This window comes from Brevundimonas naejangsanensis DSM 23858 (genome assembly GCF_000421705.1).
Taxonomy (GTDB): Bacteria; Pseudomonadota; Alphaproteobacteria; order Caulobacterales; family Caulobacteraceae; genus Brevundimonas; species Brevundimonas naejangsanensis.
The window spans coordinates 64,198-91,141 of the sequence record NZ_ATXN01000002.1 but is presented as its reverse complement, the minus strand read 5'-3'; the positions used below and the strand labels follow the sequence as shown (position 1 = coordinate 91,141).

Below are 26,944 nucleotides of genomic sequence, written 5' to 3'. Positions count from 1 at the left end.
GACGTTCTCTTTATTCACTGGCAGGCGGGCGTTTTCGGCGGCAAGGCGGGAGACAGGACCCCGAAGTTCCAGTTCCAGGCGATCCCCCCCGCCGCGCGGCGGCGGCAGACTACGGCTTCGTGGGTCTCGTACATGTCCGGCATCAGATGGTCCCGCACCACCGGAGTCTCCTCAAAGGCCATATAGAAGCGGCCCTCGCCATAGGCCGGCCAATCCGGCTGGTTCGGCGCAACAGGCGCGCCCGTCCGCGCGAAACTCGCCCAATAGGCCATCATGGCCTGAGACAGACCGCGTTCGCCTTCCGTCTCGGGAATAGCAGGCCAGCGCGGCGGCGTCCGATCAACATTGCCGAAGACATAGGGAATCTCGGATGCATGGAAGGCGTGCAGATCCGCCTCGTCCATCGCCGGATAGCCGTGGTCGAAGAAGTAGAGGAAACCGGGCTGGCCCGTGCGTTCCTGGCGGCGCGCCAGGCGCTCGGCGGTCCAGCCGTAGAGCCCGTCGCGCGGCGTCGCCAGCAGGCTCTCTTTCAGGTCCGAAGACGGATAGAGCTTCAGGAAGGTCTCGGCCAACGGGCCGTAGCTGGCGCGGATGGCCGCCTCATAGGCCTCGGCGTCCGCAGGCGGCGACGGCGGCAGCAGGAACCGCAGCGAGCGGATCTCGCCCTCGTTGAAGCCCGCCATCAGCGGCACGGGCGCCTGTTCGCCCCGGTCGAAGACCTCGACCAGCTGTTCCGGCAGGATCTTGCCGTCGATCGTGCCCCACGGGGCATAACCCTTGGCCAGAGACGCCGTCGTCAGTTCCTGAGCGTCCATGCCGCGAAGATCCGCCAGGTTCTGACGTCCCAGCTGGGCCTGCAGCCAGACGCCCACCGTCTCTGCGGCCGGGTCGCCGTGGCGGGTGGAGCGCAGTTCAGGCGTCGAGATCATATAGGCGCTCTGGGCGATCGCCTTGTGGAACAGGCCGCGCGCCTCGGGCGAGGCCATCAGATACATGACGCTGAGCGCCCCGGCGGACTCTCCGGCGATGGTGACATTGCCCGGATCGCCCCCGAAGGCGGCGATGTTGCCCTTGATCCATTTCAGGGCCGCGACCTGGTCGAGCAGCCCGTAGTTACCCGAGATTTTCTGTCGCGATTCAGCGCTCAGCTCGGGGTGCGCCAGATAGCCCAGCACCCCCAGCCGATAGTTGATCGACACCACCACCATGCCCTGGGCGGCGGCCATGCGGGCGCCGTCGTACATGGCCTCGTTCGAGGCGCCGGTGGTCAGGGCTCCGCCGTGGATCCAGACGAAGACCGGTGCAGCCTCGGCGCCCTGCGGCGCCCAGACGTTGAGGAACAGGCAGTCCTCGCTCATCGTCGGCTCTTCGCCGGAATAGATGCTCTCGCCGCGCGCCACCGGCTGATGACAGGCGGCGCCGAACCGGGTCGCATCGCGCGTCCGGGTCCAGGGCGACATCTCGGCGGGCGGACGCCAGCGGCGCCAGCCCGTGGGCGGCAGGGCGTAAGGCACGCCCCGGAAAACGTCGACCCCGTCGACGGCCTCGCCCCGCAAAGGTCCGGCCGGAGCCTGGACCACCGGCCCAGATTCCGCCCACGCAGGCGACTGAACAGTGACGCATCCGAGGGCGGCCAGGCCCGCCAGAATATGGACAGCAGCTTTCATTACGACACGACCTCCTTTTGCGACTGGAGCCGGATTTTCCGCGCCAGACCGAGGAACATCACAATCGCCAACCCATAGAAGGGCAGCAGGCAGTAGAACGCCATCTGCAGCGAATTATCCGGATGGCTGGCCCGGAAGAAATCGCTGGCGGCGCCCAGGAAGGTCGGCCCCAGCCCCAGACCGATCAGGTTCATCACCAACAGCAACAGGGCGCCGGCCAGGACCCGCTGATTGGGCCTCACCTCTTCCTGCACCAGCGTCACGGCCGGAGACAGATAGAAGTAGTTCAGCGCCATCGGCACGGACAGGAACAGCAGGGCGACACGCCAGTCCGACGCCCAGACGAAACCGGCGAAGAAGGGCGCGGCCACAATCAGTCCGACGGCGGGCAGATAGGCATAGGCGGTCTTGTAACGACGGCTAAGGCGATCAATCAGCCAGCCCGAACCGAAGATGCCCAGGCTGACGCTGACGCCCAGCAGCAGGGCGTACCACAGCGCGATCTCCTGCAGGGTCATGCCCTTTTCCCGCATCAGGAACAGGGTGGCGAAGTTCATCAGGGCATAGGTGACGAACTGAGTCGCCCCGCTGGCCAGAGCCATGCCCCTCAGCACCGGATTGGAGAAATACATCCGGCAGGTCGCCATGAAACCCGGCGCGGGCTCAGGCGCAGCAAGCGTCTGCACGGCTTCTTCCACGGCCTCAACCGGTTCATCCAGCCCGCCCTTCTTCGGCTCGCGCACGAAGAACCAGACGATCAGGGCGGTGACGAGCCCGATGACGCCCACCCAGATGAAGGCGTCGCGCCAGGAATAGGCGGCGGCGACCGAGGCCCCGAACGCCACGCCCATGGCCGATCCGATCGGCGGCCCCAGGTTGAACAGCCCCAGAGCCGTGCCGCGCGTACCGGGCCGGAAATAGTCGGAGATGATGGCGTAAGACGGGGGCACGCCCCCCGCCTCGCCCACGCCCACCATCATGCGGGCGGTCGCCAGTTGCGGATAGTTCTGAGCGAAGCCGCACGCCGCCGTCGCCGCGCTCCACAGGGCGCAGGCCAGGGACAGCACCCTGACCCGATTGGTCCGATCCGCCAGCCAACCCACCGGAATGGCGAGGATGCAGTAGAACATCGCGAAATACAGGCCGCTGATCAGACCCAGTTGGCCGTCGGTGACGCCGAGTTCGTCCTGGATCGGCTTGGCCAGGATCGACAGCAACTGCCGATCCAGAAAATTCAGGACGTAGACGAAGCAGAGAAGCGCCAGAACGAACCAGGCGCGGGCTCCCGGACGCGCAGATTGCGCGCCCGGAACGGCCGAAGGAGTTGCGGCGGCCATCGATCAGAACTCATAGCCGACGCGCACACCGAACGTGCGCGGACGCTGACGACCATAACGCCCGTCGATGAAGGCTTCGGGGTGTACGTAGTTGATTGACCGGTCGTCGAACAGGTTCTCGACATAGGCCCCGACAGTGAACTGCGTGAAGGCGAAGGCGACGTTAGCGTTGACCACCGTATAGCTGTCGGTGTCGTCATAGGTCGGCAGCGGCACAAGCGGGCGACCCGGCGTGTTCGGGAAGGCGTTGGGGAAGCTGCCGACGTGCGACACCGCCACCGACGCATTGCCCATGACGCCCGCCATCGGCTGCCACTCATAGTTGACCCGCAGAGAGCCCGACGCCTTCGGCCCGGCTAGACGCGCACCCAGAACGGCGCCAGAGATGGCGGCCTCCTGCACGCTCAGATCATCGACCTTGGCCTCGTTCAACGAGCCGGTCAGGGCCACGGTCCAGCCGTCGGCCGGCAGGGCCACGACCGACACTTCCAGCCCCTTGCTGGTCGCGCCGCCGATGTTGGTCGCGAACTGGATGGAGTCGGACACGCGGTTGGCCTGAACCTGGATGTCGTTCCAGTCGACCCAGTACAGAGCCGCATCGGCATACACCTTGCCCCCGAACCAGCGGCCCTTAACCCCGATCTCGTAGTTGATCAGGTTGTCGGAACTGGCCCCCGTGGGAATGACGATGTCATTGGGGTCGATCTGGCTGACCGTCCCCGCCTGGGCGTTGATGATCGGCGGGCGGAAACCCGTAGAGATCGCCCCATAGGTCGTGATGGCCGGCGTCGGCCGCCATGACAGGCTCAGGCGATAGGACGGCCCGTCTTCCTTGGCCTTGACGCCCGTCGCGGCCGCGATCGGCGTCATGGTAATTGGAATGCTGCTCTGACCCAGGAACGTCAGATAGTAATCGACGTAGGCTTGGTAGTTGTCGTTGACCGTCATGTCATAGGCCAACCCTAGATAGTCGGAGGTGTACCCCCCTTCCTCGGTGAAGCCCTGGGCGTCGGTCTTGCCGTAACGCAGGCCGCCGGTCACCCACAGGTCGTCCGTGAAGCGATAGGTCAGTTGGCCGAAGGCAGCTACCTCATGGCTGATGAAATGCGATCCGAAGCGGTTGTAATATTCGTCCGGCAGGCCGCCGAGCTGATACGCCGCCAAAAACTCCGGGTTCGACCGATAATTGTAGTCCACGTCCCGGCGCTTGCGGAAATAGAAGCCGCCGACCGACCAGTCGAACTTGCCGCCCGGATCAGAGACCAGCCGCAGTTCCTGCACAAAGGTGCTGTCCCATGCGTCCGCATCCAGAGCGAAGGGGAAGGCCTGGGCGTAAGAGCCCGCCAGATCGACGTAGAACAGCCCCTCATAATCCGAATAGGTCGATGAACTGGTCAGCCGCGCGCCGTCGAACTGGTATTCCAGCGTCGCGTTATAGTTCGTCATGTCGCTCTGGAAGCGGTCCGGACGGTCGGTCAGGCGGACGTATTCGCCGAGGTTCGGATTGGTCAGCGAGGAGTCGTGCGGATTGCTGATCTCGCGCGAGTACATCAGGCGGACCGAGAAGCGGTCGGTCGGCTCCCACTTGAGGATGGCGCGGCCGCCGTACTGGACCAGGGTGTTGGCGTCTTCGATCCCGGTGCCGATGTTGTCGACCCAGCCCTCTTCATTGCGCGAGAAGCCGACGATACGCAGAGCCAGCTCGTCCTCGATCAGCGGCAAGTTGACCATGGCGTTATAACGTTGACGCAGACCGCCTTCGGCCATCACGCCCAGATCAACCAGCGCGGAAGCGTCGAAGCCCGACGGATCGGGGTCGTGAGTCAGAATGCGCAGCGCCCCCGCGAGCGAACCCGACCCGAACAGCGTCCCCTGCGGCCCGCGCAGGAACTCGATCCGCTCAACGTCATACAGCGTGGGGTCAAGAATGGTGGAGTTGCCGTTGGACGAGATCGGCAGTTCGTCCAGATAGATGGCGACCGTGCTTTGCAGATTGGCGCCATAGCCGTTCGTGGCGACGCCGCGCGCGGTGAAGTTGTTGAAGTTGGCCGAGGCCCGATTCAGCACGACGCCCGGCGTCGCCGTGGCCAGACCGTCATAGTTGACGATGCCGCGCTGCGTCAGTTCTTCCTGCGACAGGCTGGTAATGCTGACCGGCACGTCCTGAAGACGTTCGGCGCGGCGAGTAGCGGTGACGATCACGTCCTCGACCTGCGCGGTCGACTGGTCGCGGCCTTCCGCCTGCGACACGGCCGAAGATTGATCCTGCGCCCAGACCTGGCCCGGCGCCAGAACAGCGGCAGGCGCCAACAGGCACGCCGAAGCGAGCAGTAAAGCCTTCATCAGATTTTCCCTCCCATGCGCCGTTTATTTCCGTCAGCGCTTGAGCCGGATTGGGACACGCATTAGCGCGGGAGTCAACATTCGCTCGCGTGATAGCGAATGTTATTGAAATCGCCCTGAACTCCGGTGAAGCTTGGCTCAGAGGAGAGCGCCATGCCCATAAAATCACTAGAGAATCGCACTGCCTTCATCACGGGAGCGTCCAGCGGGCTGGGCCTGCGATTCGCTCATGTCCTGGCTCAGGCAGGCGCGCGCGTCGCCCTGGCGGCGCGTCGGACAGACCGGCTGGAAACGGAAGTCGCCGCCATCCACGCCGCAGGCGGTCAGGCGGTTGCCGTCCCTCTGGACGTGGCGAACGCAGAAACGATCGGCGCCGCGATGGATACGGCGCAGGCCGCCCTCGGTCCCCTGTCCATTCTGGTGAACAACGCAGGCGTCGGCGGCGAAGGCGCGGCCCTGTCCATGCCTCTGGACCGGCTGGACCAGACCTTCGACGTCAATGTCCGAGGCGTCTACATCGCCGCGCGCGAGGCTGCCCGCCGCATGATCGACAGCGGCGTAGCCGCACAGGGCGACGCGCGCATCGTCAACATCGCCTCGATCGCCGGGTCGGTCCAACTGCCGGGCCTGACCGCCTATTGCGCCTCCAAGGCCGCCGTCGTGTCTATGACCAAGGGCATGGCGCGCGAATGGGCCCGGCGCCTGATCGCCGTCAACGCCATCGCGCCCGGCTATATCGAGACTGAGATCAACGCCGACTGGTTCGCCACCGAACAGGGCCAGGCTCAGATCAACGGCTTTCCCCGTCGACGCTTGATGGACGAAGACGCGCTGGATCAGGCCCTGATGCTTCTGGCGGGCCCTGCGGCGCGCTTCATCACAGGTTCGATCATCACTGTCGACGACGGCCAGTCGCTTTAGGGCCGACGCAGCGCCGAGCAGTTCCCGCCATCGTGACCTCTATCCGCCGCAACCCATCATGGAGTTGACGGGTTCACTGAGCATGACTGGATTTGGCGGATATCTGCTTTCGGCGCTCGACGACCTGTTCAAGATGATCATCGGACAGCGGCGCCTTCTATGACCTCTGGAGGCAGGGAGATAATGGCGGAATTCTCAATCGGCGATCATGTCAGCTGGAATTCAGAAGCCGGCCGGGTGAGCGGTAAAATCATCCGCATCCATCGCCAGGACTTTGATTATAAAGGGCACAGGCGACATGCATCACACGACGCGCCCCAATACGAAATCGCCAGCGACAAGACCGACCATGTCGCGGCCCACAAAAAAGACGCCCTAACCAAGCTGTCCTGAGCCGTTAAGGCGCGTCTTAAACCCCGCCGATCAGACGCAGCATCGTGCGCGCAACGGCAAAAGCCAGCACTACGCCCAGCGTCACGCTGATCGCGAACACCGCACGAAAGTGACGGTGCAGGAAGTAAAGGATGTTACCGGCCATCGACGTCGTTCCAGATCATTAACGACAGGTTGACACGAAAACCGGATAACGCCGCTACAATCGTCCGTGATCAGACCAGCCGGCTCTGCACCAGGGCCGCCGCGATGAAGCTGGCGAACAGCGGGTGCGGGGCGAAGGGGCGGCTGCGATATTCGGGGTGGTACTGCACGCCGATGAACCAGGGGTGATCCCGACGCTCGACCGTTTCGGGCAGGACGCCGTCGGGCGACATGCCGGCGAAGAACAGGCCGCCCTTTTCCTCCACCGCCTCGCGGTAGTTGATGTTCACCTCATAGCGGTGACGGTGGCGCTCGTTGATGTCGGTCTGGCCGTAGATCTCCGCGATCTTGGAGCCCGCCGCCAGGGTCGAGGCATAGGCGCCCAGACGCATGGTGCCGCCCAGATCGCCGCCATGCTCGCGCTTGACGCGCTCATTGCCCTGGACCCATTCGGTCATCAGGCCGACCACGGGCTCATCGGCCGGGCCGAACTCGGTCGAGGTCGCCTTGGGGAAGCCCGCCAGGTTCCGCGCCGCCTCGATCACCGCCATCTGCATGCCGAAGCAGATGCCGAAATAGGGGATCTTCCGCTCGCGAGCGTAACGCGCCGCCTCGATCTTACCCTCGGCCCCACGCTCGCCGAAGCCGCCGGGCACCAGGATGGCGTGGGCGCCTTCCAAGCGTTCGGCGCAGGCCTGCGGGTCGCCTTCGAAGGTGTCGGCCTCGACCCAGTCGATATTGACCTTGGCGTTGTTGGCCACCCCGCCGTGCTGCAGGGCCTCGATCAACGACTTATAGGCGTCCTTGAGGACAGTGTATTTGCCGACCACGGCGATGTTGACCTCGCCGTCCGGGTGCAGGCGGCGGCGCACGATCTCGTTCCAGCCCGACAGTTCGGGCGCCGGGGCGTCGTCCATGCCGAAGTGGGCCAACACCTGGGTGTCCAGACCCTCGCGGTGATAATCCAGCGGCACGGCGTAGATGTCGGCCGAGTCCATCGCCTGAATGACGCTGTCGGGACGGACATTGCAGAACTGGGCGATCTTGCGCTTTTCATCGGCTGGGATCGGCTCTTCACAGCGGCACAGCAGGATGTCCGGCTGGATGCCGATGGAGCGCAGTTCCTTAACCGAGTGCTGCGTCGGCTTGGTCTTCATCTCGCCGGCGGTCTTGATGAAGGGCAGCAGGGTCAGGTGGACGAAGCACGACTGGCCGCGCGGCAGGTCCTGCTCCAGCTGGCGGATCGCCTCGAAGAAGGGCAGGCCCTCGATATCGCCGACCGTGCCGCCGATTTCGACGAGAACGAAGTCCACATCCTCGCCCGCATCCGTCTTGGCCGGGTTCAGGCAGAACTGCTTGATCTGGTCGGTGACGTGCGGAATCACCTGGACGGTCGCGCCCAGATAGTCGCCACGACGCTCTTTCTCGATGATCGTCTGATAGATGCGGCCGGTCGTGATGTTGTCCGACTTGGCCGCCGAGACGCCGGTGAAGCGTTCATAGTGGCCCAGATCGAGGTCGGTCTCGGCGCCGTCGTCGGTCACGAAGACCTCGCCGTGCTGATAGGGGCTCATCGTGCCCGGATCGACGTTGAGATAAGGGTCCAGCTTGCGCAGGCGGACCTTATAGCCACGCGCCTGCAGAAGAGCGCCGAGAGCGGCGGAAGCGAGGCCTTTTCCAAGAGAGGAAACCACGCCGCCGGTGATGAACACATAGCGAGCCATGGGCGGACACCTTACTCCATGATTCGTCCTGAGCGGAGAGGCTCTGAACAAATCCAACTGTTGATCAAAAGAAGAAAGCGCGCCTCGCGGCGCGCTTCCTCGAACTCGATGGCGACGTCGCCCTTACTGGGCGGGCGCGCCCTGACCGGCGGGCAGGCTGGCTTCCAGATCGTCCAGCGACGGCGCAGCCGGAGCGGCCGGCGTCGCCGGAGCGGCTTCAGGCGCCGGGGCCGTCTGCTCAGGTTGATCCAGGGCGATGGAGCCGACGGCGTCAGCGTCGATCACCGAACGCGACCCGCGCGCATAGTTGCCTGCGATCGTCAGGCCGATGGCGCAGACGAAGAAGGCAACCGCCAGAATCGACGTCACGCGGGTCAGAAGGTTGCCCGCGCCGCGCGCCGTCATGAAGCCCGACGGCCCGCCGCCCATGCCCAGGGCGCCGCCCTCGGAACGTTGCAGCAGGATCACGGCCGACAAAGAGACCGAGATGATGATCATCGCGACGAGCAGAATGGTCTGGAGCATGGCGTCATTCATGTGGGCGCAAAAGCGCGCCGATCAAGCGGCGGCCTCTAACACCGTTGAGGGTTTCGAGCAAACAGTCCGCGCGGTCAGGCCGCGCGGATGATGCCCAGGAAGTCTTCGGCCTTCAGCGAGGCGCCGCCGACGAGAGCGCCGCCGACCTCGGTCACGGCCAGGATCTCCTTGGCGTTCGACGGCTTGACCGAGCCGCCGTACAGGATCGGCGCGGCGCGGCCGCCCTCCCCCAGCTTGGCGACCATGGCGGCGCGCACGGCGGCGTGGACTTCTTCGATCTGTTCCAGCGTCGGCGTCAGGCCGGTGCCGATGGCCCAGACCGGCTCATAAGCCACGGCGAAAGCCTTGCCCGACAACGAGGACGGCAGCGAACCGGCGACCTGGCGGCTGACGATCTCGACGGCCTGCCCGGCTTCGCGCTGCTGAAGCGTCTCGCCGATGCAGATGATGGGCTCCAGACCAGCGGTCAGGGCGGCTTCGACCTTGGCGGCGACGTCAGCGTCCGTCTCGCCGAATCCGGCGCGGCGCTCCGAGTGGCCGAGAATCACCAGACCGGCGCCCGCATCGCGAACCATCCCGGCCGAGACCGAGCCGGTGTAGGCGCCCGACGCCTCGGCGTGGCAGTCCTGCCCGCCGATTTCAACAACGCCGTCCTTCAGCGTCTGCGCCATCCGATCGATCAGGGTAGCGGGCGGGCACAGGGCCACGCGGCAGGCCGCAGCCTGTTCCTTCAACGCCTTTTCGAGGGCTTCAGCCTCGGCCAGGCTCGCGCCCAGACCGTTCATTTTCCAATTGCCGGCGACCAGCTTCACAGATTGTTTCATGCGGCCTGTCTAGTGGCGAGCGCGACAGAAGCCAAGATGTCGTCAGGCCTCACTTGCGGCGGCGGCCCCGCACCCCCTATACGCGACCCTTGGCGCCCCTTTGACGCCGGCCCTCGTCAGGTTCTTTTCGATGATCACGTACTTCCGAAACTTCGCCAAGTCGAAATGGGCCGCAGGCCTGTTCGCCCTGATCATCCTCAGCTTCCTGATCGTCGGGGCGCAATCCGACATCTTCGCCAATCTGGGGCCGCGCCACATCATCAGCGCCGGGGACCGCAGCGTCGATTCCGGCCAGTTCCGCGCCGACTTCGAGCGCGTCCGCGCCAATCTTCAGGAGCAGGCCGGTCGTCCCGTCAGCTATGACGACATGGTCAAGGAGAACCTGCACCAGCAGTATCTCGACAGCCAGACCCAACGACTGGGCTTCCTGGACTGGGCCTACAAGGCCGGCATCCGTCCGGGCAAGGAGCTGATCCTGGCTCAGATCCGCAAGATTCCCGCCTTCTTCAACCAGATCACGGGCCAGTTCGACAAAGACCTGTACGCCCAGGCCCTGGCCCAGCAGAACCTGACGTCCGAAATGCTGGAAGACGACCTGCGCGACCAGTATGTCACCGCCCACGTCGGATCGGCCGTCTTCGCCGGCCTGCAGGCGCCGCGCGTCTACGCCGCCCTGCTTGCGGGCCAGGCGCTGGAAACGCGCGACGGCCGCTGGTTCTCGGTCACTCAAGCCATGGCGGGCCGCGCCGGCGCTCCGACCGACGCGCAGTTGACCGCCTTTATGAAGGAAAACGAGGCGCGTCTGCGCAGCCCCGAGTTCCGCATGATCTCTCTGGTCCTGTTCTCGCCCGGCCCGAACGACGCCCCCCCCGCGATCACCGAAGAGCAGATCAAGGAGCGTTATGAGTTCCGCAAGGCCGCCCTGGCCGAACCGGAAAAGCGCACCTTCGTCACCCTGACGGTCCCGACCAAGGAAGCCGCCGACAAGATCGCCGCCGACCTGCGCGCTGGTAAGAACCCCGCCGAGGTGGCTAAGGCCAACAACATTCAACTGGGCGACTACAAGGCCACGCCGCAGGCCGCCGTGGGCGACCCCGCCGTCGGCGCCGCCGTCTTCGCCCTGGCCGCCGATCAGGTGTCCGCGCCGATTCAGGGCCGTCTGGGCTTCACGGTCGCCAAGGTCGCCACGATTCAGGCCGGCGAGGCCGTGTCGCTGGAAACCGCCCGCGCCGCCGTGGTTCAGGAGCTTCAGGCCGAAGCTGTGAAGGCCGCGACCTACGCCAAGGTCGAACAGTTCGAGAAGGCGCGTCAGGAAGGCAAGAACCTGGCCGACGCCGCGACCGCCGCCAAGGCTCGCGTGATCCAGCTGCCGCCCTTCACCGAACAGGGCCAACTGCCGGACGGCCAGCCGATGAACGCCCCGCGTCAGGTTCTGGAAAGCGCCTACGCCCTGTCCAAGGGCGGCGAGAGCGACGTCATCGACGCCGGCGACGGTCAGTATTTCGCCGTCCGTCTGGACGAAATCCGCCCGTCGGCCCTGCCCACGCTGGACGAGGTGCGCGCGCCGCTGGGCCAGCAATGGACGATGCGTGAAAACGCCCGCCTGCTGTCGGCCAAGGCCGAAGAGCTGGCCGGTCGCGTCCGCGCCGGCGAAGACATCGCCAAGGTCGCCGCCGACGCAGGCGTCCAGTTGACGGTCCGCACCGCCGTCCAGCAAAGCCGCGAGTCGCAGGCTCAGGTCGGCGATGGCGTGCTGCGCGGTCTGTTCGGTCAGGCCAAGGGTCAGGTCTTCTCGGGCCAGCAGGCCCAGGACAGCTTCGTCGTCGGCCGTGTCGACGCCATCCACGCCGCTGATCCGGCTCTGGCGGCGCCGCTGGCCGAGCAGGCTCGTCCGCGCCTGACCGAGGAACTGGCCAACACGATGGCTGACCGCACCATCGCCGCCGCCGCCGCGCGCACCAAGTCGCGCAACGATCCGGCCCTGGCCCTTCAGGCCCTGGGCGTCGAGGCCCCCGCCGCTCCGGCGGCGGCCCCGGCCGCTCCCGCCAAGAAGTAATGCAGCAAGAACGCGACGCCTTCATCGCCGGCCTGACGGCGGGCCGCCCTCAGGTTCTGGTCCGCCGCCTGATTGATGATCTGGAGACCCCCGTCTCGGCCTTCCTGAAGGTCGGGCATGGGCGGCGCTACGCCAGCCTGTTCGAGTCGGTCGAAGGCGGAGCCGTCAACGGCCGCTATTCCTTCGTCACCCTGTCGCCGGACGTGGTCTGGCGCTGCCGGGACGGCAAGGCCGAGATCGCGCGCGGCGCCGACGTCCTGTCGGAAACCTTCACGCCCGAAGACCGGCCCGCGCTGGAATCCCTGCGCGCCCTGATCGCGGCGACGAAGTTCGAGCTGCCCGCTGACCTGCCCCCCATGGCCGCCGGTCTGTTCGGGGTCTTCGGTTACGACATGGTGCGGCTGCTGGAGCCGCTGGGCCCGGCTAACCCCGACCCGCTGGACCTGTCCGACGCGGTGATGGCGCGTCCGGCGCTGGTCGCCATCTTCGATTCGGTGAAACACGAAATCGTCCTGATCGCCGCCGCCTATCCCGACACTGTGACAGACCCGGATCAGGCCTACACAGCCGCCGAGGCCCGGCTGGAGGACTTCGAGGACCGCCTGCGCGGGCCCCTGCCGATCCAGCGCGAGGTCGAGCCGGTTGCGGCGCCCGATTTCCACTCGGACGTGGACGAGGCCGCCTTCGGCCGCATGGTGGCGCGGGCCAAGGACTACATCGTCGCCGGCGACATCTTCCAGGTCGTGCTGGCGCACCGTTTCTCGGCGCCGTGGGCCCTGGACCCGTTCGCCTTCTATCGGTCGCTGCGTCGCGGCAACCCGTCGCCCTATCTGTTCTTCCTCGACTATGTGGATTTCCAGCTGGCGGGCTCCAGCCCGGAAATCCTGGTCCGGCTGAAGGACGGGCGCGTCACCATCCGCCCGCTGGCGGGCACCCGTCCGCGCGGCGCCACGCCCGAGCAGGACAAGGCGCTGGAAGTCGAACTTCTGGCCGATCCCAAGGAACGGGCCGAGCATCTGATGCTGCTGGACCTGGGCCGTAACGACGTGGGCCGCGTCTCCAAGCCCGGTTCGGTCGAGGTGACCGAAAGCTTCGTGGTCGAGCGCTACAGCCAGGTCATGCACATCGTCTCCAACGTGAACGGCGACGCCGATCCCAAGCTGGACGCGGTGGACACCCTGCTAGCCGCCCTGCCCGCCGGCACGCTGTCGGGCGCGCCCAAGGTTCGGGCGATGGAGGTCATCGACGAACTTGAGACCGAAAAGCGCGGAGTCGGCTACGGCGGCGGCGTCGGCTATATCTCGGCCAATGGCGAGGCGGACATCTGCATCGTCCTGCGCACCGCCATGTTCGCCAAGGGCCAGATCTTCGTTCAGGCGGGCGCAGGCGTCGTCGCCGACAGCGACCCGGCCGCGGAGTATGCTGAAACTCTGGCTAAAGCCCGCGCTCCGATGAAAGCGGCCGAGGACGCCTGGCGTTTCACTGCGACCACGCGCGGCCAAGGTTCCGACGGCTAGGGATTGGAAACCATGGCAGCCTGGTCAAATGATATGCCTGGGCCCACGACCATGGTCCCGGCCAGAAGGACCGCCGTCGTCGCGGCGAAGGCGGCAGCCGCCAGCAGGCGCAGCGGCTTGGGTTGTTCGACGGGCGCCTCGTTCAACAGGGCTCGAGCGTCACGGATGCATTCTACAGGGGTCAAGACGGATTTCTTCCGATGGCGATGCCCCTCTATCGCCCGGACAGCTTAACGTCCGCTTTCAATCGGCCCGTTTGCCTTCCATGCTTGGGCCGCCCTGCCTCCCCGTCTTCAAGAAGCCTTCGCCATGATCCTCGTCGTCGATAACTACGACAGCTTCACCTACAACCTCGTCCACTACCTCGCGGAGTTGGGCGCCCAGACACACGTCGTCCGCAATGACGACCTGACCGTCGAGGAAGCCTGGACCCTTCAGCCCGAGGCCGTCCTGCTGTCGCCCGGCCCCTGCGCGCCGGATCAGGCGGGCATCTGCCTGTCGCTGATCGAGACGGCGGCTGAGACCATGCCCATCCTGGGCGTCTGCCTGGGTCACCAGTCGATCGGCCAAGCCTTCGGCGGCGAGGTGGTGCGCGCCAAGACCCTGATGCACGGCAAGACCTCGCCTATCCTGCACGAAGGGCGCGGCGTCTTCGGCGGCCTGCCCTCGCCCTTCACAGCGACGCGTTATCATTCGCTGGCCGTGCGCCGCGAAACCCTGCCCGACGCGCTGGAGGTCACCGCCTGGACCGAGGACGGCGAGATCATGGGCCTGTCGCACCGCACGCGCCCGATCCACGGCGTCCAGTTCCACCCGGAATCCATCGCCACCGAGCACGGCCATGCGATGATCGCCAATTTCCTGGATCTGGCGGGCGTCAAGCGCCATTCCAGCCTGAAGAATCCGGCGAGCGTGTGATGGACAGCATCAAGCCCCTGCTGGCCAAGCTGGTCGATGGACAGGTGCTGACCCTGAACGAGGCCAAGGCCTTCTTCGCCGCCTGCCTGCGCGGCGAACCGACCCCGTCCCAGGTCGCCGCCGCCGTCACCGCCCTGCGCATCCGCGGCGAGACGGTGGACGAGATCGTCGCCTTCGCCAGCGCCATGCGCGAGGCCGCCCTGTCGCTGAACCACCCGTTCGATCAGGTGATCGACACCTGCGGCACCGGCGGCGACGGCCAGCACACCTATAACGTCTCGACGGCGGCCTCTTTCGTTCTGGCGGGCGCAGGGCTGAAGGTCGCCAAGCACGGCAACCGCGCCATCAGCTCCAAGTCCGGTTCGTCCGACGTTCTGGCTGCGCTGGGGGTCAATCTGGACGCCACGCCCGCCCAGCAGGCGCGGGCGCTGGATCAGGCGGGCATCGCCTTCCTGTTCGCGCCGACCTATCACGGGGCCATGCGTCACGTCGGGCCGGTGCGCGGCGAGATCGGCTTCCGCACGGTATTCAACCTGCTGGGGCCGCTGTGCAATCCGGCGGGCGCGACGCATCAGGTGATGGGCGTCTACGACCCTGCCCTGCTGGAGCCGCTAGCCGAGGTTCTGGGCCGACTGGGCGCCCGGCGCGCCTGGACCGTCAACGGTCAGGGTCTGGACGAACTGACCACCACAGGCCCGACTGAGGTGGCCGAGTGGAAGGACGGCGTCGTCCGCCGCTTCACCGTCACGCCCGCCGACGCCGGCCTGCCGCTGTCGACGCTGGACGACCTGCGCGGCGGCGACGCCGAGCATAATGCGGCGGCCCTGACCGCCCTGCTGGCGGGCGAGCGCGGTCCCTACCGCGACATCGTCCTGCTGAACGCCGCAGCCGCCCTTGTAGTGGCCGGGCGGGCCGAGGACCTGAAATCGGGCGCCGAACTGGCCGCCGCCGTCATCGACGACGGCCGCGCCGCCGCCGCCCTGGCTGAACTGGTGCGCGTCTCCCACGCGCCGATCGAAGACGAGGACGCCTGATGAGCGACGTTCTGGACCGCATCGCCGCCTACAAGCGCGAGGATGTCGCCGCCCGCAAGGCCGCCGTTTCGCAGGACGCGATCGAGGCCCGCGCGAAAGAGGCTACGGCCCCGCGCGGTTTCCGCGCCGCCCTGGCCAGACGTTTCGCCGAAACCGGCCGCCCGGCCCTGATCGCCGAGATCAAAAAGGCCAGCCCCTCCAAGGGCCTGATCCGCGCCGACTTCAACCCGCCCGCCCTCGCGCAGGCTTATGAACGCGGCGGCGCCTCCTGCTTGTCCGTCCTGACCGACGGCCCCAGCTTTCAGGGTGACGACGCCTATCTGACCGCCGCACGCGCGGCCGCCGCCCTGCCCTGCCTGCGCAAGGACTTTCTGGTCGATGCGTGGCAGGTGGCCGAGAGCCGGGCGCTGGGCGCCGACTGCATCCTGATCATCATGGACATGGTGGACGACGCCCTGGCCGCAGACCTGCTGGCCGAGGCGACCCGCTGGGGCATGGACGCTCTGATCGAGACCCACGACGCCGACGAAATGGCGCGCGCCGCCAAACTGGTTCAGGGCCGCGACGACGCCCTGATCGGCGTCAACAACCGCTCGCTGCGAACCTTCGAGGTCGATCTGGCGACGACCGAGCGCCTGGCGGCGATGAGCCCTAACGGCGCTTTGCTGGTCGCCGAAAGCGGCCTGTTTACGCCAGAGGATGTAGCGCGAGGGGCGGATGCGGGGGCCCGCGCCCTGCTGGTCGGCGAAAGCCTGATGCGACAGGCGGACGTCGAAGCCGCGACCCGGGCCTTGCTGGCCTAAGCTCCTCTTCCCGCTCATCCCGGCGGACGCCGGGATCCAGTGCTTTGGCTAAGGCCGCAGCCATGGCCGTCCCAGGCTCGGTTCACTAAAAACTGCGCGCGTGGTTCTTACTGGATCCCGGCGTCCGCCGGGATGAGCGGGGAGTAAGGGATCAGCCCGCCTTCGTCGCGATCACCCGCAGCACGGCATCGGCCGCCAGTTCCGACGGGTCCGGCCCGCCGCGCCCCATCAGGTCCAGAGCCTCGGTCTGACGGCGCGCCTGATCGGCCGCCGCCTCGGGATCGGTCAGTAGCCGCCCCACCACCTTGGCAAGCGCCTGCGGCGTCGCCTCGTGCTGGATGAACTCGGGCGCGATGGCCTCGTCGGCGGCGATGTTGAACAGGGTGATGTGCTTGGCCGTCACCAGCCGCTTCATCAGGACGTAGCTCAGCCCGTCGATCTTATAGGCGATGACCATCGGCGCGCCCGCCAGCGCCAGTTCGGTCGAAACCGTGCCGCTGGTGGCCAGGGCGGCGTTTGCAGCCTTCATCGCGTCGTACTTGTCGGCCTCCTGCACGACATGGGCGCGGAACGGCCAGGCGGCGACGCGGCCCGCCACGTCGGCGGCGACCGTGCCCGCCGCGACGACGGCGATCTCCAGCCCCGGAATCTGCGCCTTCAACTGCTTCACCGCCTGCTCATAGACAGGCGTCATGCGCGTGATCTCGCTTGGGCGACTGCCCGGCAGGACCAGCAGTAGCGGCGCATCCGCCGTAATGCCTCGCGCCGCGCGGAAGCGGGCGCCGTCGGCCCCCGCCATGTCGACGTGCAGCGCCTGTGAGCCGACGACTGTCGTCGGCAGACCCGCCTTCTCGAACCACGGCGCGTCCAGCACATAGAGGGCCAGCAGGTGATCCACCGCCCCCGCCAGCGTCTTGGCCCGCCCCGGCCGCGAGGCCCAGACCTGCGGCCCGACGTATTTGATCAGCGGCGTCTTCGGCGAGGCGGCGCGGATCGCCTGAGCCACGCGGATGGTGAAGCCCCAGCTGTCGATCAGAACCACGGCGTCCGGCTTCTCCGCCGCCGCCAGCGCCGCCGTCTCGGCCACGCGCTTCTTGACCCGTCCGTAGGCCTTCAGCCCCTCGATCCAGCCCAGGATCGACAGTTCGGCGATGTCGAAGGGGCTCTCGACGCCCTCAGCCGCCATCTTGGGGCCGCCCACGCCGACGAAGACCACGTCCTTGCCCAGCCGCGCCTTCAGCGCCCGCGCCAGACCGGCGCCCAATGCATCGCCCGAGGCCTCGGCCGCCACCAACATGACCTTCAGCGGACGGCTCATCGCGGCTCTCCCCACACGAACAGGCCCAGACGGTCGGCCGCCTCAACCAGACCTTCGTGGTCGATGACGATCAGCCGCCCCTCGAACCCGCCGATCCCGGCCAGACCCGCAGCAGCGGCCAGTTCGACCGTCGTCGGCCCGATAACGGGCATGTCGACGCGCAGATCCTGGATCGGCTTGGGCGCCTTGCCCAGCGCGCCGCGCGCAAAGCCGGGCGAGCCGCGCAGGTCGGCGGGCAGACCCGCCACGCGGCGCAGCATCTCGTCCGTGCCTTCCTGAGCCTCGACCGCCAGCACCAGTCCGTCGCAGACGACCGCGCCCTGACCGATATCCAGTTCGCCTGATTTTTCAGCGACGTGCAGCGCCTTCTCCAGGTCCGCCAGTTGCTCCGCCGTCGGCGCCACGCGGCCCAGCGCACCCGCCGCCAGCATCTCGCCGCCCAGAATGTCGTCCGCGCCCTCGACGGCGAAGCCTTCGTCCTCGAATACCGACAGAATCTTGCGCAACAGGGCGTCGTCGCCCTTTGACGCCGCCGCGATGATGCCGGGCAGCAGGGATGCACCCTTAAGATCGGGCTTCAACGTCTTGAAATCCGGGCGGTTAACGTAGCCCGCCAGACAGACCGCGCGACAGCCCTCGGCCCGCATGGCCTTCACGATCTTGCCGATCTCGGCCATGCCGAAGTCCTGTCCCGGCCAACGGTGCAGGTGGGCGTCGGCGAAGCCCCTCAGGCGGATGATGAAGACCTCGCGCCCCTCGGCCTCGCAGCGCTGGGCGACGCGGATGGGCAGATCGCCCGAACCCGCGATCAAGGCCAGCTTGGGCGCGGTCGTCATTCCGCGCCCGGCAGGCACAGCGGGCGCTTGCCGCCGTCACGGATGAAGGCGGTGATCTCCATGATCTCGGGCAGGTCGGCGTAGTTCGCCTCGACCCGGTCCAGACGCTCAGCGAAGACCCCTTCGCCCTCGAACAGGTCGCGATAGGCGGCCAGCAGGCGGCGCACCGCGTCCTTGCCGTAGCCCTTGCGCTTCAGCCCGATCAGGTTGAGTCCGTGCAGGCTGGCGTGATTGCCCCAGACCGAGCCGTAAGGAATGACGTCGCGCGTCACGGCGGCCAGACCGCCGACGATGGCGCCCTGCCCGACGCGGCCGTTCTGATGGATGGCGCACAGGCCGCCGAGGAACACCTTGTCGCCGACATGGACGTGGCCGCCCAGGGTGGCGTTGTTGGCCATGGTGACGCTGTCGCCGACCACGCAGTCGTGGCCGACGTGGGCGCCGGTCATGAACAGGTTGTTCGAGCCGACGCGGGTGACGCCCGATCCCTGCGGCGTGCCCCGGTTGAAGGTGCAGTGCTCGCGGATCAGGTTGTTCTCGCCGATCTCCAGCCGCACCGGCTCGCCCCTGTAGCCGCCGTGCTGCGGATCGCCGCCGATGACGGCGAAGGGGTGAACCGTCGTGTTGGCGCCGACGCTCACATCCTGCTGGATCACCACATGGCTGACCAGACGCACGCCGGAAGCCAGCGCCACGCCCGGCCCCACGGTGCAGAACGGGCCGATCTCGACCCCGTCCGCCAAGGTCGCCGAGGCGTCCACCACGGCGGTCGGGTGGATGGTCACTGGGCGGGCTCCGCCACGGTCACGACCATGGCCATGAACTCGGCCTCGGCGGCCAGCTTGCCGTCGATGAAAGTCTCGCCGCGGAACTTGTAGGCGTCGCCGCGCGCCTTGATGACCTTGACCTCCATGCGCAGTTGGTCGCCCGGACGCGCGGGCTTGCGGAAGCGCACTCCGTCGATCGACATGAACATGATGACCTTGTCGGCCACCGCGACGTCCAGCGACTTGGACATCAGCAGCGCGCCCGTCTGGGCCATGGCCTCGACGATCAGCACGCCCGGCATGACCGGGTCGATCGGGAAGTGGCCGGGGAAGAAGGGCTCGTTGTGGGTGACGTTCTTGATGCCGACGATGGAGGTCGCCGCCACGAAGTCCTGCGCCTTGTCGACCAACAGGAAGGGATAGCGGTGCGGCAGGCGACGCATCACCTCGGCGTAATCGATCTTGTTGTCTTCGCTCATTCTTTCGATTCCTTCGCGCCCTTCTTCTGGGACGCCTGTTTGGACAGCCAGACCGTCTCGCGCAAGAACTGGCGCAAAGGCTTGGCGGGATAGCCGGACCAGATCTCGCCCGGCGGAATGTCGGCCAGGACGCCGCCGCCGGCCGCGACGCGCGCGCCTTCGCCGATGGTGATGTGGTCGCCCACGCCCGCCCGGCCGCCGAAGATGCAGTTATCGCCGCTGGTGACCGAACCCGAGATGCCGGTGTGCGCCGCCATCAGGTTGTTGCGGCCGATGACGCAGTTGTGGCCGATCATGACCAGATTATCGATCTTGGTATTCTCGCCGATGACGGTGTCGTCATAGGCGCCCCGGTCGATGCAGGAATTGGCCCCGACCGTCACCCCGTCCTGCAGGATGACGCGACCCAATTGGGGAATATCCACCGGCCCGGCTTTCGACCCGGCGGCGCCGAAGCCCGCCTCGCCTATGCGCGCGCCGGCCAGAAGCTTCACCCGGTCGCCCAGCAGGGCGAAGCCGACAGTGACGCCAGCGCTGATCAGGCAGTCGCGGCCGATCTGGACGCCCGGTCCGATCACGGTGTTGGCGCCGATGCGCGTGCCGCGCCCGATGCGGACGCCCTCGCCCAGAATGGCGCCCGGCTCGACCACAACGGTGTCGTCCTCGGCGGCCTCGGCGACCGTGATGGCGCGGTCCAGACGGATCGGCCGATGCAGCAGCGACGATGCCCGCGCCCAGGCGGCCTGAGCCTCGCCCGACACGATGACGGCGGCGTCAGCGGGCGCCGCATCCACGGCCGACGGCGGCACGATCACGCAACCCGCCTTGGTCTGCGCCAGGGCGGCGGCGAACTTGCGGTCGCCCAGAAACGCAATCGCGCCCCGGTCCGCACTGGACAGGGGCGCAACGGCCGAGATGACGACCTCGCCGCCCCGGACCACCTCCCCGCCGATGTGTTCGGCGAGGGCGGCGACCGTCAGGGGCGACAGGGTCTGGAAGAACCTCGGATCGGGCATGGCCCGTCTTACGACTGCGGCTGGGCCGGAACCGGCATGCGGTTAAAGCTCAGCGTCGGCAGCTGGGCGTTCAGGCGCTGGATCACGGTATCGGTGACGTCCATGGCCGGGTTCAGGATGAAGACGCTCTCGCGGTCGATCATGATGCCGCAGCCCTTCTCCTGATAGACGGCGACCAGCAGAGGCTCGATGGCTTCCGAAATCTTGCGGCGCTGTTCAGCCAGGGTGTAACGCAGTTCGTTCTCGCGCGTGGCTTCCAGTTGCTGGGCTTCCTGGATGCGCTGCTGCAGCTGCTGGCGGCGCTGGTTCATCTGGTCAGCCGGGATGGTCGCCTGACCCTGCTGCAGGGCCTGAGCCTCGGTCTGGATGGTGGTGGCGTAGGGCTGGATTTCGCCCTGAACTTCCTGCGCCAGCTGTTCCATGCGGGTCTGAACGGCCTGGCCGACAGTCGACTGGGCCAGAACGCGCTGGTTGAAATAGACGCAGACGCCGGGAATGACCGGGCCGGGGTTGGCCGGGCCCTGCGACTGGGCCAGGGCAGCCGAGGCGGTCAGCGAAGCGAGGGCGAAGGCGCCGATAGCGATGAGTTTCATAATCTAAGCCTTAGTGACGGCGGTCAGGCCGCAGTTAGAATTGGGTGGAGGTCGAGAAGCGGAACGTCTCGGTCTTGTCGTAGTCTTCGCGGGCCAGAACCTTGGAAAGGTCGAAACGGATCGGCCCCATCGGCGAACGCCAGTGGATGCTGATGCCCGCCGCCGCGCGCAAGGCCAGGTCGTCGACGATGTTGGGGTTGCGAAGCCCCGTCGACGGGTCGACCAGATAACGGTCATCCAGCTTGCCGATCGTGCCGACGTCCGCGAACAGCGAGGTCTTGATGCCGTATTCATCGGGCAGCATGTTCGGCACGGTCAGTTCGACCGTACCGATGGCGTAGAAGTTGCCGCCCAGGGCGTCCGTCGTGGTCAGATCGCGCGAGCCCATGCCCGCCGTCTCAAAGCCGCGGAAGGTGTTGCCGCCCTTGAAGAAGCGGTCGTTGATCCGGATCGGATCGCCGTTCCACCCGCTGACATAACCCGTCTGGCCCTGGAAACTGACCACCCAGTTCGGACGGATGCCATAGTACCAGGAGGCGTCCGCCTCGGTCCTGATGTAGTTCACGTCCCCGCCGATGCCGGCAAAGTCCTGACGCAGGGAGGCCGTCCAGCCGCGCGTCGGGCGCACCGGATCGTTCAGGCGGTTGACCAGCAAGGTATAGCCCGCCGAGGAGTTCAGGAACGACCCTGCCTGATCGCACAAGGCCGACGAGCCGGCGCCGACGCCCCCGCAATAGCCGTACGGGATGACGACTTCATCGCTCTTCAGGAAGTAGCGAGCGCTGAAGCTGGCGTAGCCGTTCAGCGGATAAGTTACACGCACCCCGCCGCCCGTAGAGCGATAGTCATAGGACGAATATTTGCTGAGGTCGTAGCGGGTGTGGAACAGGTCGAAGCCCGCCCGCACGTCGCGCCCCAGGAACTTGGGCTCGGTGAAGCGGAAGTCGATCTGCTGACGCAGCGAACCCCATTCGGCGCGGGCCACGACGTTCTGGCCGCGACCGCGGAAGTTGCGCTCGGTGATGCCCAGGTTCAGCACGAAGGAGTCGACCGAGCTGAAACCTGCCCCGACCGACAACTCGCCGGTGGGCTGTTCTTCGACGGTCACGTTGACGACCGAGCGGTCCGGCGCGCTGCCGCGCGTCTCTTCGATCTTGACGTCCTTGAAGAAGCCCAGGGCGCGCAGGTTGTTGCGCGAACGCTCGACCAGCGAGCGGTTGAAGGCGTCGCCTTCGCCCACCATCAGTTCGCGGCGGATGACGGTGTCCAGCGTGCGGGTGTTGCCGACTACATTGATGCGGTCGATGTAGACGCGCTGGCCTTCACGCACGTTGAAGGTGACGTTGACGGTATCGGTTTCAGGATCCGCGCGATAGGTCGGGTTGATCTCGACGAAGGCGTAACCGGCCGAGCCAGCGGCGAAGGTCAGGGTGTCGACCGCCGCCTGAATGCGATCGCTTTCATACAGATCGCCCTTGCGGATCGGCAGCAGCAACTGCAGGAAGTCGCCGTTCAGCCGGTCATTCTCGGTGACGACCTTGATCTCGCCGAAGTTGTAGCGGTCGCCCTCGTCCACCGTGACGGTGACGCCGAAGGCGCTGTTGTCCGGCTTCAGCTCAGCCACCGACGACAGGATGCGGAAGTCGTAATAGCCGCGGTTCGTATAGAATTTGCGCAGCTGTTCCCGGTCGTAATCCAGCCGGTTCGGATCGTAGTTGTCGTTGGAGCTGAACAGCCGCCACCATTTGGAGGTCTTCGTCACCATGACCCCGGCCAGGTCGCTGTCCGAAAATGCTCGATTGCCCAGGAAGGTGATGGCGGCGATGCCCGTCTCGGGGCCCTCGTCGATCTCGAACACCACGTCGACGCGGTTCTGATCCAGTTGGACTAGCTTAGGCGTCACCGTCGCCGAGATGCGGCCCGACAGGCGGTAAAGTTCGACGATCTTGCCGACGTCTTCCTGAACCCGGGCGCGGGTGTAGATGCCGCGCGGGCGGATCGTGACCTCGTCGCGCAGCTTCTTCTCAGCCAGCGCCTTGTTACCCTCGAACGTCACCTGGTTGATGATCGGGTTCTCGGCGATCTCGACGATCAGATCGCCGTTCGCCTGCAGGCCCAGTTGAACGTCGGCGAACAGACCTGTGCGCGACAAGGTCCGCACCGCCACGTCGATGGTCACGGCGTCGATGGTGTCGCCCGGCTGAATCGGCAGATAGGACAGGACCGTCGTCTGGTCGATCCGCTCATTGCCGCGCACCACGATACGGTTCACCACGGCGCGATCGGCCTGGGGCGGCGCTTCCTGAACCACGACGTTGGGCGTCTGTTGGGCCAGCGCAGGGCTCGCGAGGCCGGCGGCGAAGGTCAGGGCTAGGGCGCTGACCCCGAGAATGCGGCCACGGGTCTGGGTCATGAGGCGACTGTCGTTTTGATTCATGCGGGTACCATCGGGGGCTGGCGTCGGCTCACGAGACGAGCCCGCCGAGGAATTTGAAGAGATTGAGCTTCTGCAGATCGTTCCAGGTCGCGAACAACATCAAACTCGCCAGCAAAGCAAGACCGACCCGGTACCCCGCTTCCTGCACCCTGGCCGCCATCGGACGGCGCGCCACGGCTTCATAAGCGTAGAACAGCAGGTGCCCCCCATCCAGAACGGGAATGGGCATCAGATTTAAAAAGCCGATTCCGACCGAAAGTATGGCCGCGAAGCTCGTCAGCGTCAGCAACAGATTGCGAACAATGGCCCAGGGCTCGGGATTGGCCGCCACGGCGGCGTTGGTCAGGGCGCCCGAAGCCTTGGCGATGCCCAGCGGCCCGCTGAACTGATCGCCCGACTCGCGGCCCGTGAAGATGCGGCCGATATAGGTCAGGGTCGTATTCAGGATGGCGCCCGTCTCGCGCACGCCCTGCCCCACAGCTGCGATCGGGCCGTAACGGACATGACGAATCTCGTCGCGGGTCGAACCCAGGGCCAGACCGATGCGGCCGACGGTGACGCGACCCGCGATGCGATCAGTCTCAACCCGGCGCTCAGGCGTAGCGGTCAGTTGCACCGCCTGATCGCCGCGCTCGACGGTGAAGCGCACCGGATCTCCGCTGCTCAGAGCCACAACGCGCGTCACCTCGCCGCCATCGGCAATCAGCTTGCCGTTGACGTGAGTGATCAGGTCGCCCTGCTGGAAGCCGGCGGCGGCGGCGGGCGATCCCGCCTGCACCTGCATCACCCGCGCCGGACGAAGCTCGACGCCGACCAGGCTGAACAGCAGTGTGAAGATGAAGATGGCCAGGACGAAGTTGGCGAACGGGCCGCCCGCCACGACCAGGGCGCGCTGCCACAGCGGCTTGAAATACAGATAATCGCGCTCGGCGCCCGGTCCGTGCTTGACCGTCAACGCCTGGCGCATCGTCTCCAGCCCCGCACGGTCGGGCACGCCGGTGGCATCCAGATCGCCGGAGAACTTGACGTAGCCGCCCAGCGGCAGCCAGCCCACGCGCCATTCGACGCCGTGTTTGTCAGTGCGTTTGAAGATGGCGCGGCCAAAGCCGATGGCGAAGCGATCCATCTTCACGCCAAAGGCGCGCGCGGTCAGGAAATGCCCCAGTTCATGCACCGTCACGACCAACGTCAGAACGAGCAGAAACGGCACGACATAGGTCAGAATCTGGCTGATCACGCCTATCATGCCGCTCATCTCTCCTGCGCCCTCAGGCAGCCATGTTCAGCGAGGCGATGACGTCGCCCGCAATCCGCCGCGCCTGCGCATCGACGGCCAGAGCCGCGTCGCAGGCATCGTCCGAACCGCAAGACACGCCCGCGCTGGTCGCCTTCTCAAGGGTGTCGGCGACGACTGCGGCAATATTGAGAAAGCCCAGCCTTCGGTCAAGAAACGCCAGAGCCGCCACTTCGTTGGCTGCATTGAAGACGATCGGCGATGCGCCGCCTGCGGCCAAGGCTTCGCGCGCCAGCCTCAGGGCCGGAAAGCGCGCCTCGTCGGGAGCCTCGAACGTCAGCCGCCCCAACGACGCCAGGTCCAGCTTGGGCGCAGGCCAGGCCAGCCGATCCGGCCAGGACAGGGCGCAGGCGATCGGCGTCTTCATGTCCGGCGGACCCATCTGGGCCAGGGTCGAACCGTCCACATATTCCACAAGGCTGTGGATGATTGATTCCGGGTGGACCACCACATCGACCCGCTCGCCCGGCATGTCGAACAGATAGGCGGCCTCGATCAGTTCCAGCCCCTTGTTGGCCATGGTGGCGCTGTCGACTGAGATCTTGGCGCCCATACTCCAGTTCGGATGGGCGACCGCCTGTTCGGGCGTGATCCGCGTCATGGCGGCGCGCGGCAAGGTGCGGAACGGCCCGCCCGAGGCCGTCAGCACCAGCTTGGACACGCGCTCGGGCGCCTCAAAGGGGAAGACCTGAAAGATGGCGGAATGCTCGGAATCAACCGGGATCAACTGGCCGCCGCTGCGCCGGACCCGCTCGATCAACGTCGGACCGCAGCAGACCAGGCTCTCCTTATTGGCCAGGGCCAAGGTCGCTCCGGTTCCCGCCGCCGCCCAGGCCGAGCGCAGGCCCGCCGCCCCGACGATGGAGGCCATGATCCAGTCGGCTGGCCGCGTGGCCGCCTCGACAATGGCGCCAGGACCGGCCGCCGTTTCGATCCCTGTTCCCCTCAGCGCTTCGCGCAGTTCATTCAGCCGCGCGGGATCGGCTGTCACAGCGATGCGCGGGCGCCAGCGGCGCGCCTGCTCGACCAGCCGGGCGATATTGGCGCCGCCGGTCAGGGCCTCGACCTCGAACCGCGCAGAGCCCGCGCCTTGCGCCTGCTCCATCAGGTCCAGCGTCGACGAGCCGACGGACCCCGTCGAGCCCAGAACCGTCACGCGCCGCGCGATCACGCCGCCCGCTCCAGCATGAGGACGATCAGGCGCCCGGCGGCGACCACGACCACGGCGAACATCAGGCCGTCGACGCGGTCAAGCAGGCCTCCGTGGCCCGGAATCAGATTGCCCGCGTCCTTGACCCCGAAACGCCGCTTCAGCGCCGACTCCCACAGATCGCCGCCCATAGTGGCCAGGGCGGCGGCCAGGCCCAGCACCCCGCCCCAGACAGCGGTCAGCATCCCCATATCCAGCCAGCCCGCCATCGCGGCGCCGGCGATCATCCCAGCGGTCAGCCCGCCGATGAAGCCGGACCATGTCTTGTTCGGCGAAAAGCGCGGCCACAGCTTGGGGCCGCCGACGAAGCTGCCGACCAGATAGGCCAGAATGTCCGCCGACCATGCCACGGCGAAGACCAGCACGGTCCAGTACAGCCCCTGCACCTCATGCAGGTCGCGCAGCCAGATCAGCAGGACGCAGGGCCAGCCGAGATACAGCACGCCATAGGCCGTATCGAGCGCCGACTCGCCGCGCGTTCGGGCGAACAGACCCGCCGCCAGCGCTCCGAACACCATAAGCACTAGGGCCAGGGAAATCTGGCCGACGTGGGCGGCGATCACCGCCACGACCAGGGCCAGGGCCACGCCGATACCGATCGGTCGCCACAGCCTGGGCGCGCACATCCGCGCCCATTCAAACGCCAGCAGCACCGCGCCCGCCACCACCAGGGCGCAGAACCAGTCGCCGCCGGCCCAGGTCGCCAGAACCGCCGCCGGGGCCAGTACGACCGCAGAGGCGGCGCGCAGGGCGATGTCGCGAGGCTTCAGCGCCAT

General features: G+C 66.7%; 25 protein-coding genes. 7 read left to right on the top strand and 18 right to left on the bottom strand.

Going from position 1 to position 26,944, the window contains the following annotated elements; all coding sequences use genetic code 11:
* Nucleotides 1-14: 14 nt before the first annotated feature.
* From H556_RS0100645 to H556_RS0100635, 3 genes are read right to left on the bottom strand one after another with little or no spacing between them, the layout of a single operon-like run.
* Nucleotides 15-1,667 carry a carboxylesterase/lipase family protein gene (locus tag H556_RS0100645; protein ID WP_024352598.1) on the bottom strand — a complete coding sequence of 551 codons (1,653 nt, stop codon included), beginning with the start codon at nt 1,665-1,667 and terminating at the stop codon, nt 15-17.
* The gene (locus H556_RS0100640; protein ID WP_024352597.1) at nt 1,667-3,004 is read right to left on the bottom strand and encodes a spinster family MFS transporter; all 1,338 of its coding nucleotides are present in this window, start codon (nt 3,002-3,004) and stop codon (nt 1,667-1,669) included. Before H556_RS0100640 ends, H556_RS0100645 begins: the two co-directional genes overlap by 1 nt.
* Nucleotides 3,005-3,007: 3 nt before the next feature.
* Nucleotides 3,008-5,347 carry a TonB-dependent receptor gene (locus H556_RS0100635; RefSeq protein WP_024352596.1) on the bottom strand — a complete coding sequence of 780 codons (2,340 nt, stop codon included), beginning with the start codon at nt 5,345-5,347 and terminating at the stop codon, nt 3,008-3,010.
* Between the two features lie 153 nt (nt 5,348-5,500).
* On the opposite strand from H556_RS0100635, the gene H556_RS0100630 reads away from it, so the two are divergent.
* On the top strand, nt 5,501-6,268 hold the full coding sequence (locus H556_RS0100630; protein WP_024352595.1) for an SDR family NAD(P)-dependent oxidoreductase: 768 nt from the start codon (nt 5,501-5,503) through the stop codon (nt 6,266-6,268).
* A gap of 183 nt (nt 6,269-6,451) precedes the next feature.
* Nucleotides 6,452-6,661, top strand: coding sequence for a hypervirulence associated TUDOR domain-containing protein (locus H556_RS0100625; protein ID WP_024352594.1), 210 nt, complete (start codon nt 6,452-6,454; stop codon nt 6,659-6,661).
* Between the two features lie 16 nt (nt 6,662-6,677).
* On the opposite strand, the gene H556_RS16705 is transcribed toward H556_RS0100625, so the two are convergent.
* From H556_RS16705 to tpiA, 4 genes are all read right to left on the bottom strand, one after another.
* On the bottom strand, nt 6,678-6,806 hold the full coding sequence (locus tag H556_RS16705; protein WP_272866952.1) for a hypothetical protein: 129 nt from the start codon (nt 6,804-6,806) through the stop codon (nt 6,678-6,680).
* Between the two features lie 70 nt (nt 6,807-6,876).
* Nucleotides 6,877-8,529 (bottom strand): CTP synthase, encoded by a 1,653-nt coding sequence (locus tag H556_RS0100615; RefSeq protein ID WP_024352593.1) that lies wholly within the window; start codon nt 8,527-8,529, stop codon nt 6,877-6,879.
* A gap of 123 nt (nt 8,530-8,652) precedes the next feature.
* Entirely contained in the window at nt 8,653-9,054 is a 402-nt protein-coding gene (gene secG / locus H556_RS0100610) for a preprotein translocase subunit SecG (protein WP_428979865.1), read from the bottom strand.
* A gap of 86 nt (nt 9,055-9,140) precedes the next feature.
* The gene (gene tpiA, locus H556_RS0100605; RefSeq protein WP_024352591.1) at nt 9,141-9,890 is read right to left on the bottom strand and encodes a triose-phosphate isomerase; all 750 of its coding nucleotides are present in this window, start codon (nt 9,888-9,890) and stop codon (nt 9,141-9,143) included.
* A 130-nt stretch (nt 9,891-10,020) separates the two neighbouring features.
* On the opposite strand from tpiA, the gene H556_RS0100600 reads away from it, so the two are divergent.
* Complete coding sequence (locus tag H556_RS0100600; RefSeq protein WP_024352590.1) at nt 10,021-11,946, top strand: peptidylprolyl isomerase; 1,926 nt, start codon at nt 10,021-10,023, stop codon at nt 11,944-11,946.
* A complete protein-coding gene (trpE, locus tag H556_RS0100595; RefSeq protein ID WP_024352589.1) occupies nt 11,946-13,463 on the top strand; it encodes an anthranilate synthase component I in 1,518 nt (505 codons plus the stop codon). Before H556_RS0100600 ends, trpE begins: the two co-directional genes overlap by 1 nt.
* Here trpE and H556_RS0100590 read toward each other — a convergent pair.
* Nucleotides 13,460-13,648, bottom strand: a complete 189-nt coding sequence (locus H556_RS0100590; protein ID WP_024352588.1) for a hypothetical protein — start codon at nt 13,646-13,648, stop codon at nt 13,460-13,462. The two genes, trpE and H556_RS0100590, sit on opposite strands and share 4 nt — an antisense overlap.
* A gap of 124 nt (nt 13,649-13,772) precedes the next feature.
* Here H556_RS0100590 and H556_RS0100585 point away from each other — a divergent pair, with 124 nt between their 5' ends.
* Genes H556_RS0100585 through trpC form a run of 3 tightly spaced genes read left to right on the top strand, consistent with a single transcriptional unit; the run spans nt 13,773 to nt 16,218 of the window.
* Nucleotides 13,773-14,381 (top strand): anthranilate synthase component II, encoded by a 609-nt coding sequence (locus H556_RS0100585; protein ID WP_024352587.1) that lies wholly within the window; start codon nt 13,773-13,775, stop codon nt 14,379-14,381.
* Nucleotides 14,378-15,415, top strand: a complete 1,038-nt coding sequence (gene trpD / locus H556_RS0100580; RefSeq protein ID WP_024352586.1) for an anthranilate phosphoribosyltransferase — start codon at nt 14,378-14,380, stop codon at nt 15,413-15,415. Before H556_RS0100585 ends, trpD begins: the two co-directional genes overlap by 4 nt.
* The gene (trpC, locus tag H556_RS0100575; RefSeq protein ID WP_024352585.1) at nt 15,415-16,218 is read left to right on the top strand and encodes an indole-3-glycerol phosphate synthase TrpC; all 804 of its coding nucleotides are present in this window, start codon (nt 15,415-15,417) and stop codon (nt 16,216-16,218) included. The genes trpD and trpC overlap by 1 nt, the downstream gene beginning before the upstream one ends.
* 151 nt (nt 16,219-16,369) lie before the next feature.
* Here the strand turns inward: trpC and lpxB are convergent, their stop codons facing one another.
* From lpxB to H556_RS0100525, 10 genes are read right to left on the bottom strand one after another with little or no spacing between them, the layout of a single operon-like run.
* Nucleotides 16,370-17,536 carry a lipid-A-disaccharide synthase gene (gene lpxB, locus H556_RS0100570; RefSeq protein WP_024352584.1) on the bottom strand — a complete coding sequence of 389 codons (1,167 nt, stop codon included), beginning with the start codon at nt 17,534-17,536 and terminating at the stop codon, nt 16,370-16,372.
* Entirely contained in the window at nt 17,533-18,372 is an 840-nt protein-coding gene (gene lpxI, locus H556_RS0100565) for a UDP-2,3-diacylglucosamine diphosphatase (protein ID WP_024352583.1), read from the bottom strand. The genes lpxB and lpxI overlap by 4 nt, the downstream gene beginning before the upstream one ends.
* Entirely contained in the window at nt 18,369-19,157 is a 789-nt protein-coding gene (gene lpxA, locus H556_RS0100560) for an acyl-ACP--UDP-N-acetylglucosamine O-acyltransferase (protein ID WP_024352582.1), read from the bottom strand. The genes lpxI and lpxA overlap by 4 nt, the downstream gene beginning before the upstream one ends.
* Nucleotides 19,154-19,618, bottom strand: coding sequence for a 3-hydroxyacyl-ACP dehydratase FabZ (fabZ, locus tag H556_RS0100555; protein WP_024352581.1), 465 nt, complete (start codon nt 19,616-19,618; stop codon nt 19,154-19,156). Before fabZ ends, lpxA begins: the two co-directional genes overlap by 4 nt.
* Nucleotides 19,615-20,634: a UDP-3-O-(3-hydroxymyristoyl)glucosamine N-acyltransferase gene (gene lpxD, locus H556_RS0100550; RefSeq protein ID WP_024352580.1), complete on the bottom strand. Its 1,020-nt coding sequence runs from the start codon at nt 20,632-20,634 to the stop codon at nt 19,615-19,617. The genes fabZ and lpxD overlap by 4 nt, the downstream gene beginning before the upstream one ends.
* Before the next feature lie 8 nt (nt 20,635-20,642).
* Complete coding sequence (locus tag H556_RS0100545) at nt 20,643-21,227, bottom strand: OmpH/Skp family outer membrane protein (RefSeq protein WP_024352579.1); 585 nt, start codon at nt 21,225-21,227, stop codon at nt 20,643-20,645.
* Nucleotides 21,228-21,261: 34 nt separating this feature from the next.
* Nucleotides 21,262-23,640 carry an outer membrane protein assembly factor BamA gene (gene bamA / locus H556_RS0100540; RefSeq protein WP_029673085.1) on the bottom strand — a complete coding sequence of 793 codons (2,379 nt, stop codon included), beginning with the start codon at nt 23,638-23,640 and terminating at the stop codon, nt 21,262-21,264.
* 52 nt (nt 23,641-23,692) lie between these two features.
* On the bottom strand, nt 23,693-24,919 hold the full coding sequence (locus H556_RS0100535; RefSeq protein ID WP_245559388.1) for a M50 family metallopeptidase: 1,227 nt from the start codon (nt 24,917-24,919) through the stop codon (nt 23,693-23,695).
* Between the two features lie 13 nt (nt 24,920-24,932).
* Nucleotides 24,933-26,129, bottom strand: a complete 1,197-nt coding sequence (gene dxr / locus H556_RS0100530; protein ID WP_024352576.1) for a 1-deoxy-D-xylulose-5-phosphate reductoisomerase — start codon at nt 26,127-26,129, stop codon at nt 24,933-24,935.
* Nucleotides 26,126-26,944 carry a phosphatidate cytidylyltransferase gene (locus H556_RS0100525; protein WP_024352575.1) on the bottom strand — a complete coding sequence of 273 codons (819 nt, stop codon included), beginning with the start codon at nt 26,942-26,944 and terminating at the stop codon, nt 26,126-26,128. The genes dxr and H556_RS0100525 overlap by 4 nt, the downstream gene beginning before the upstream one ends.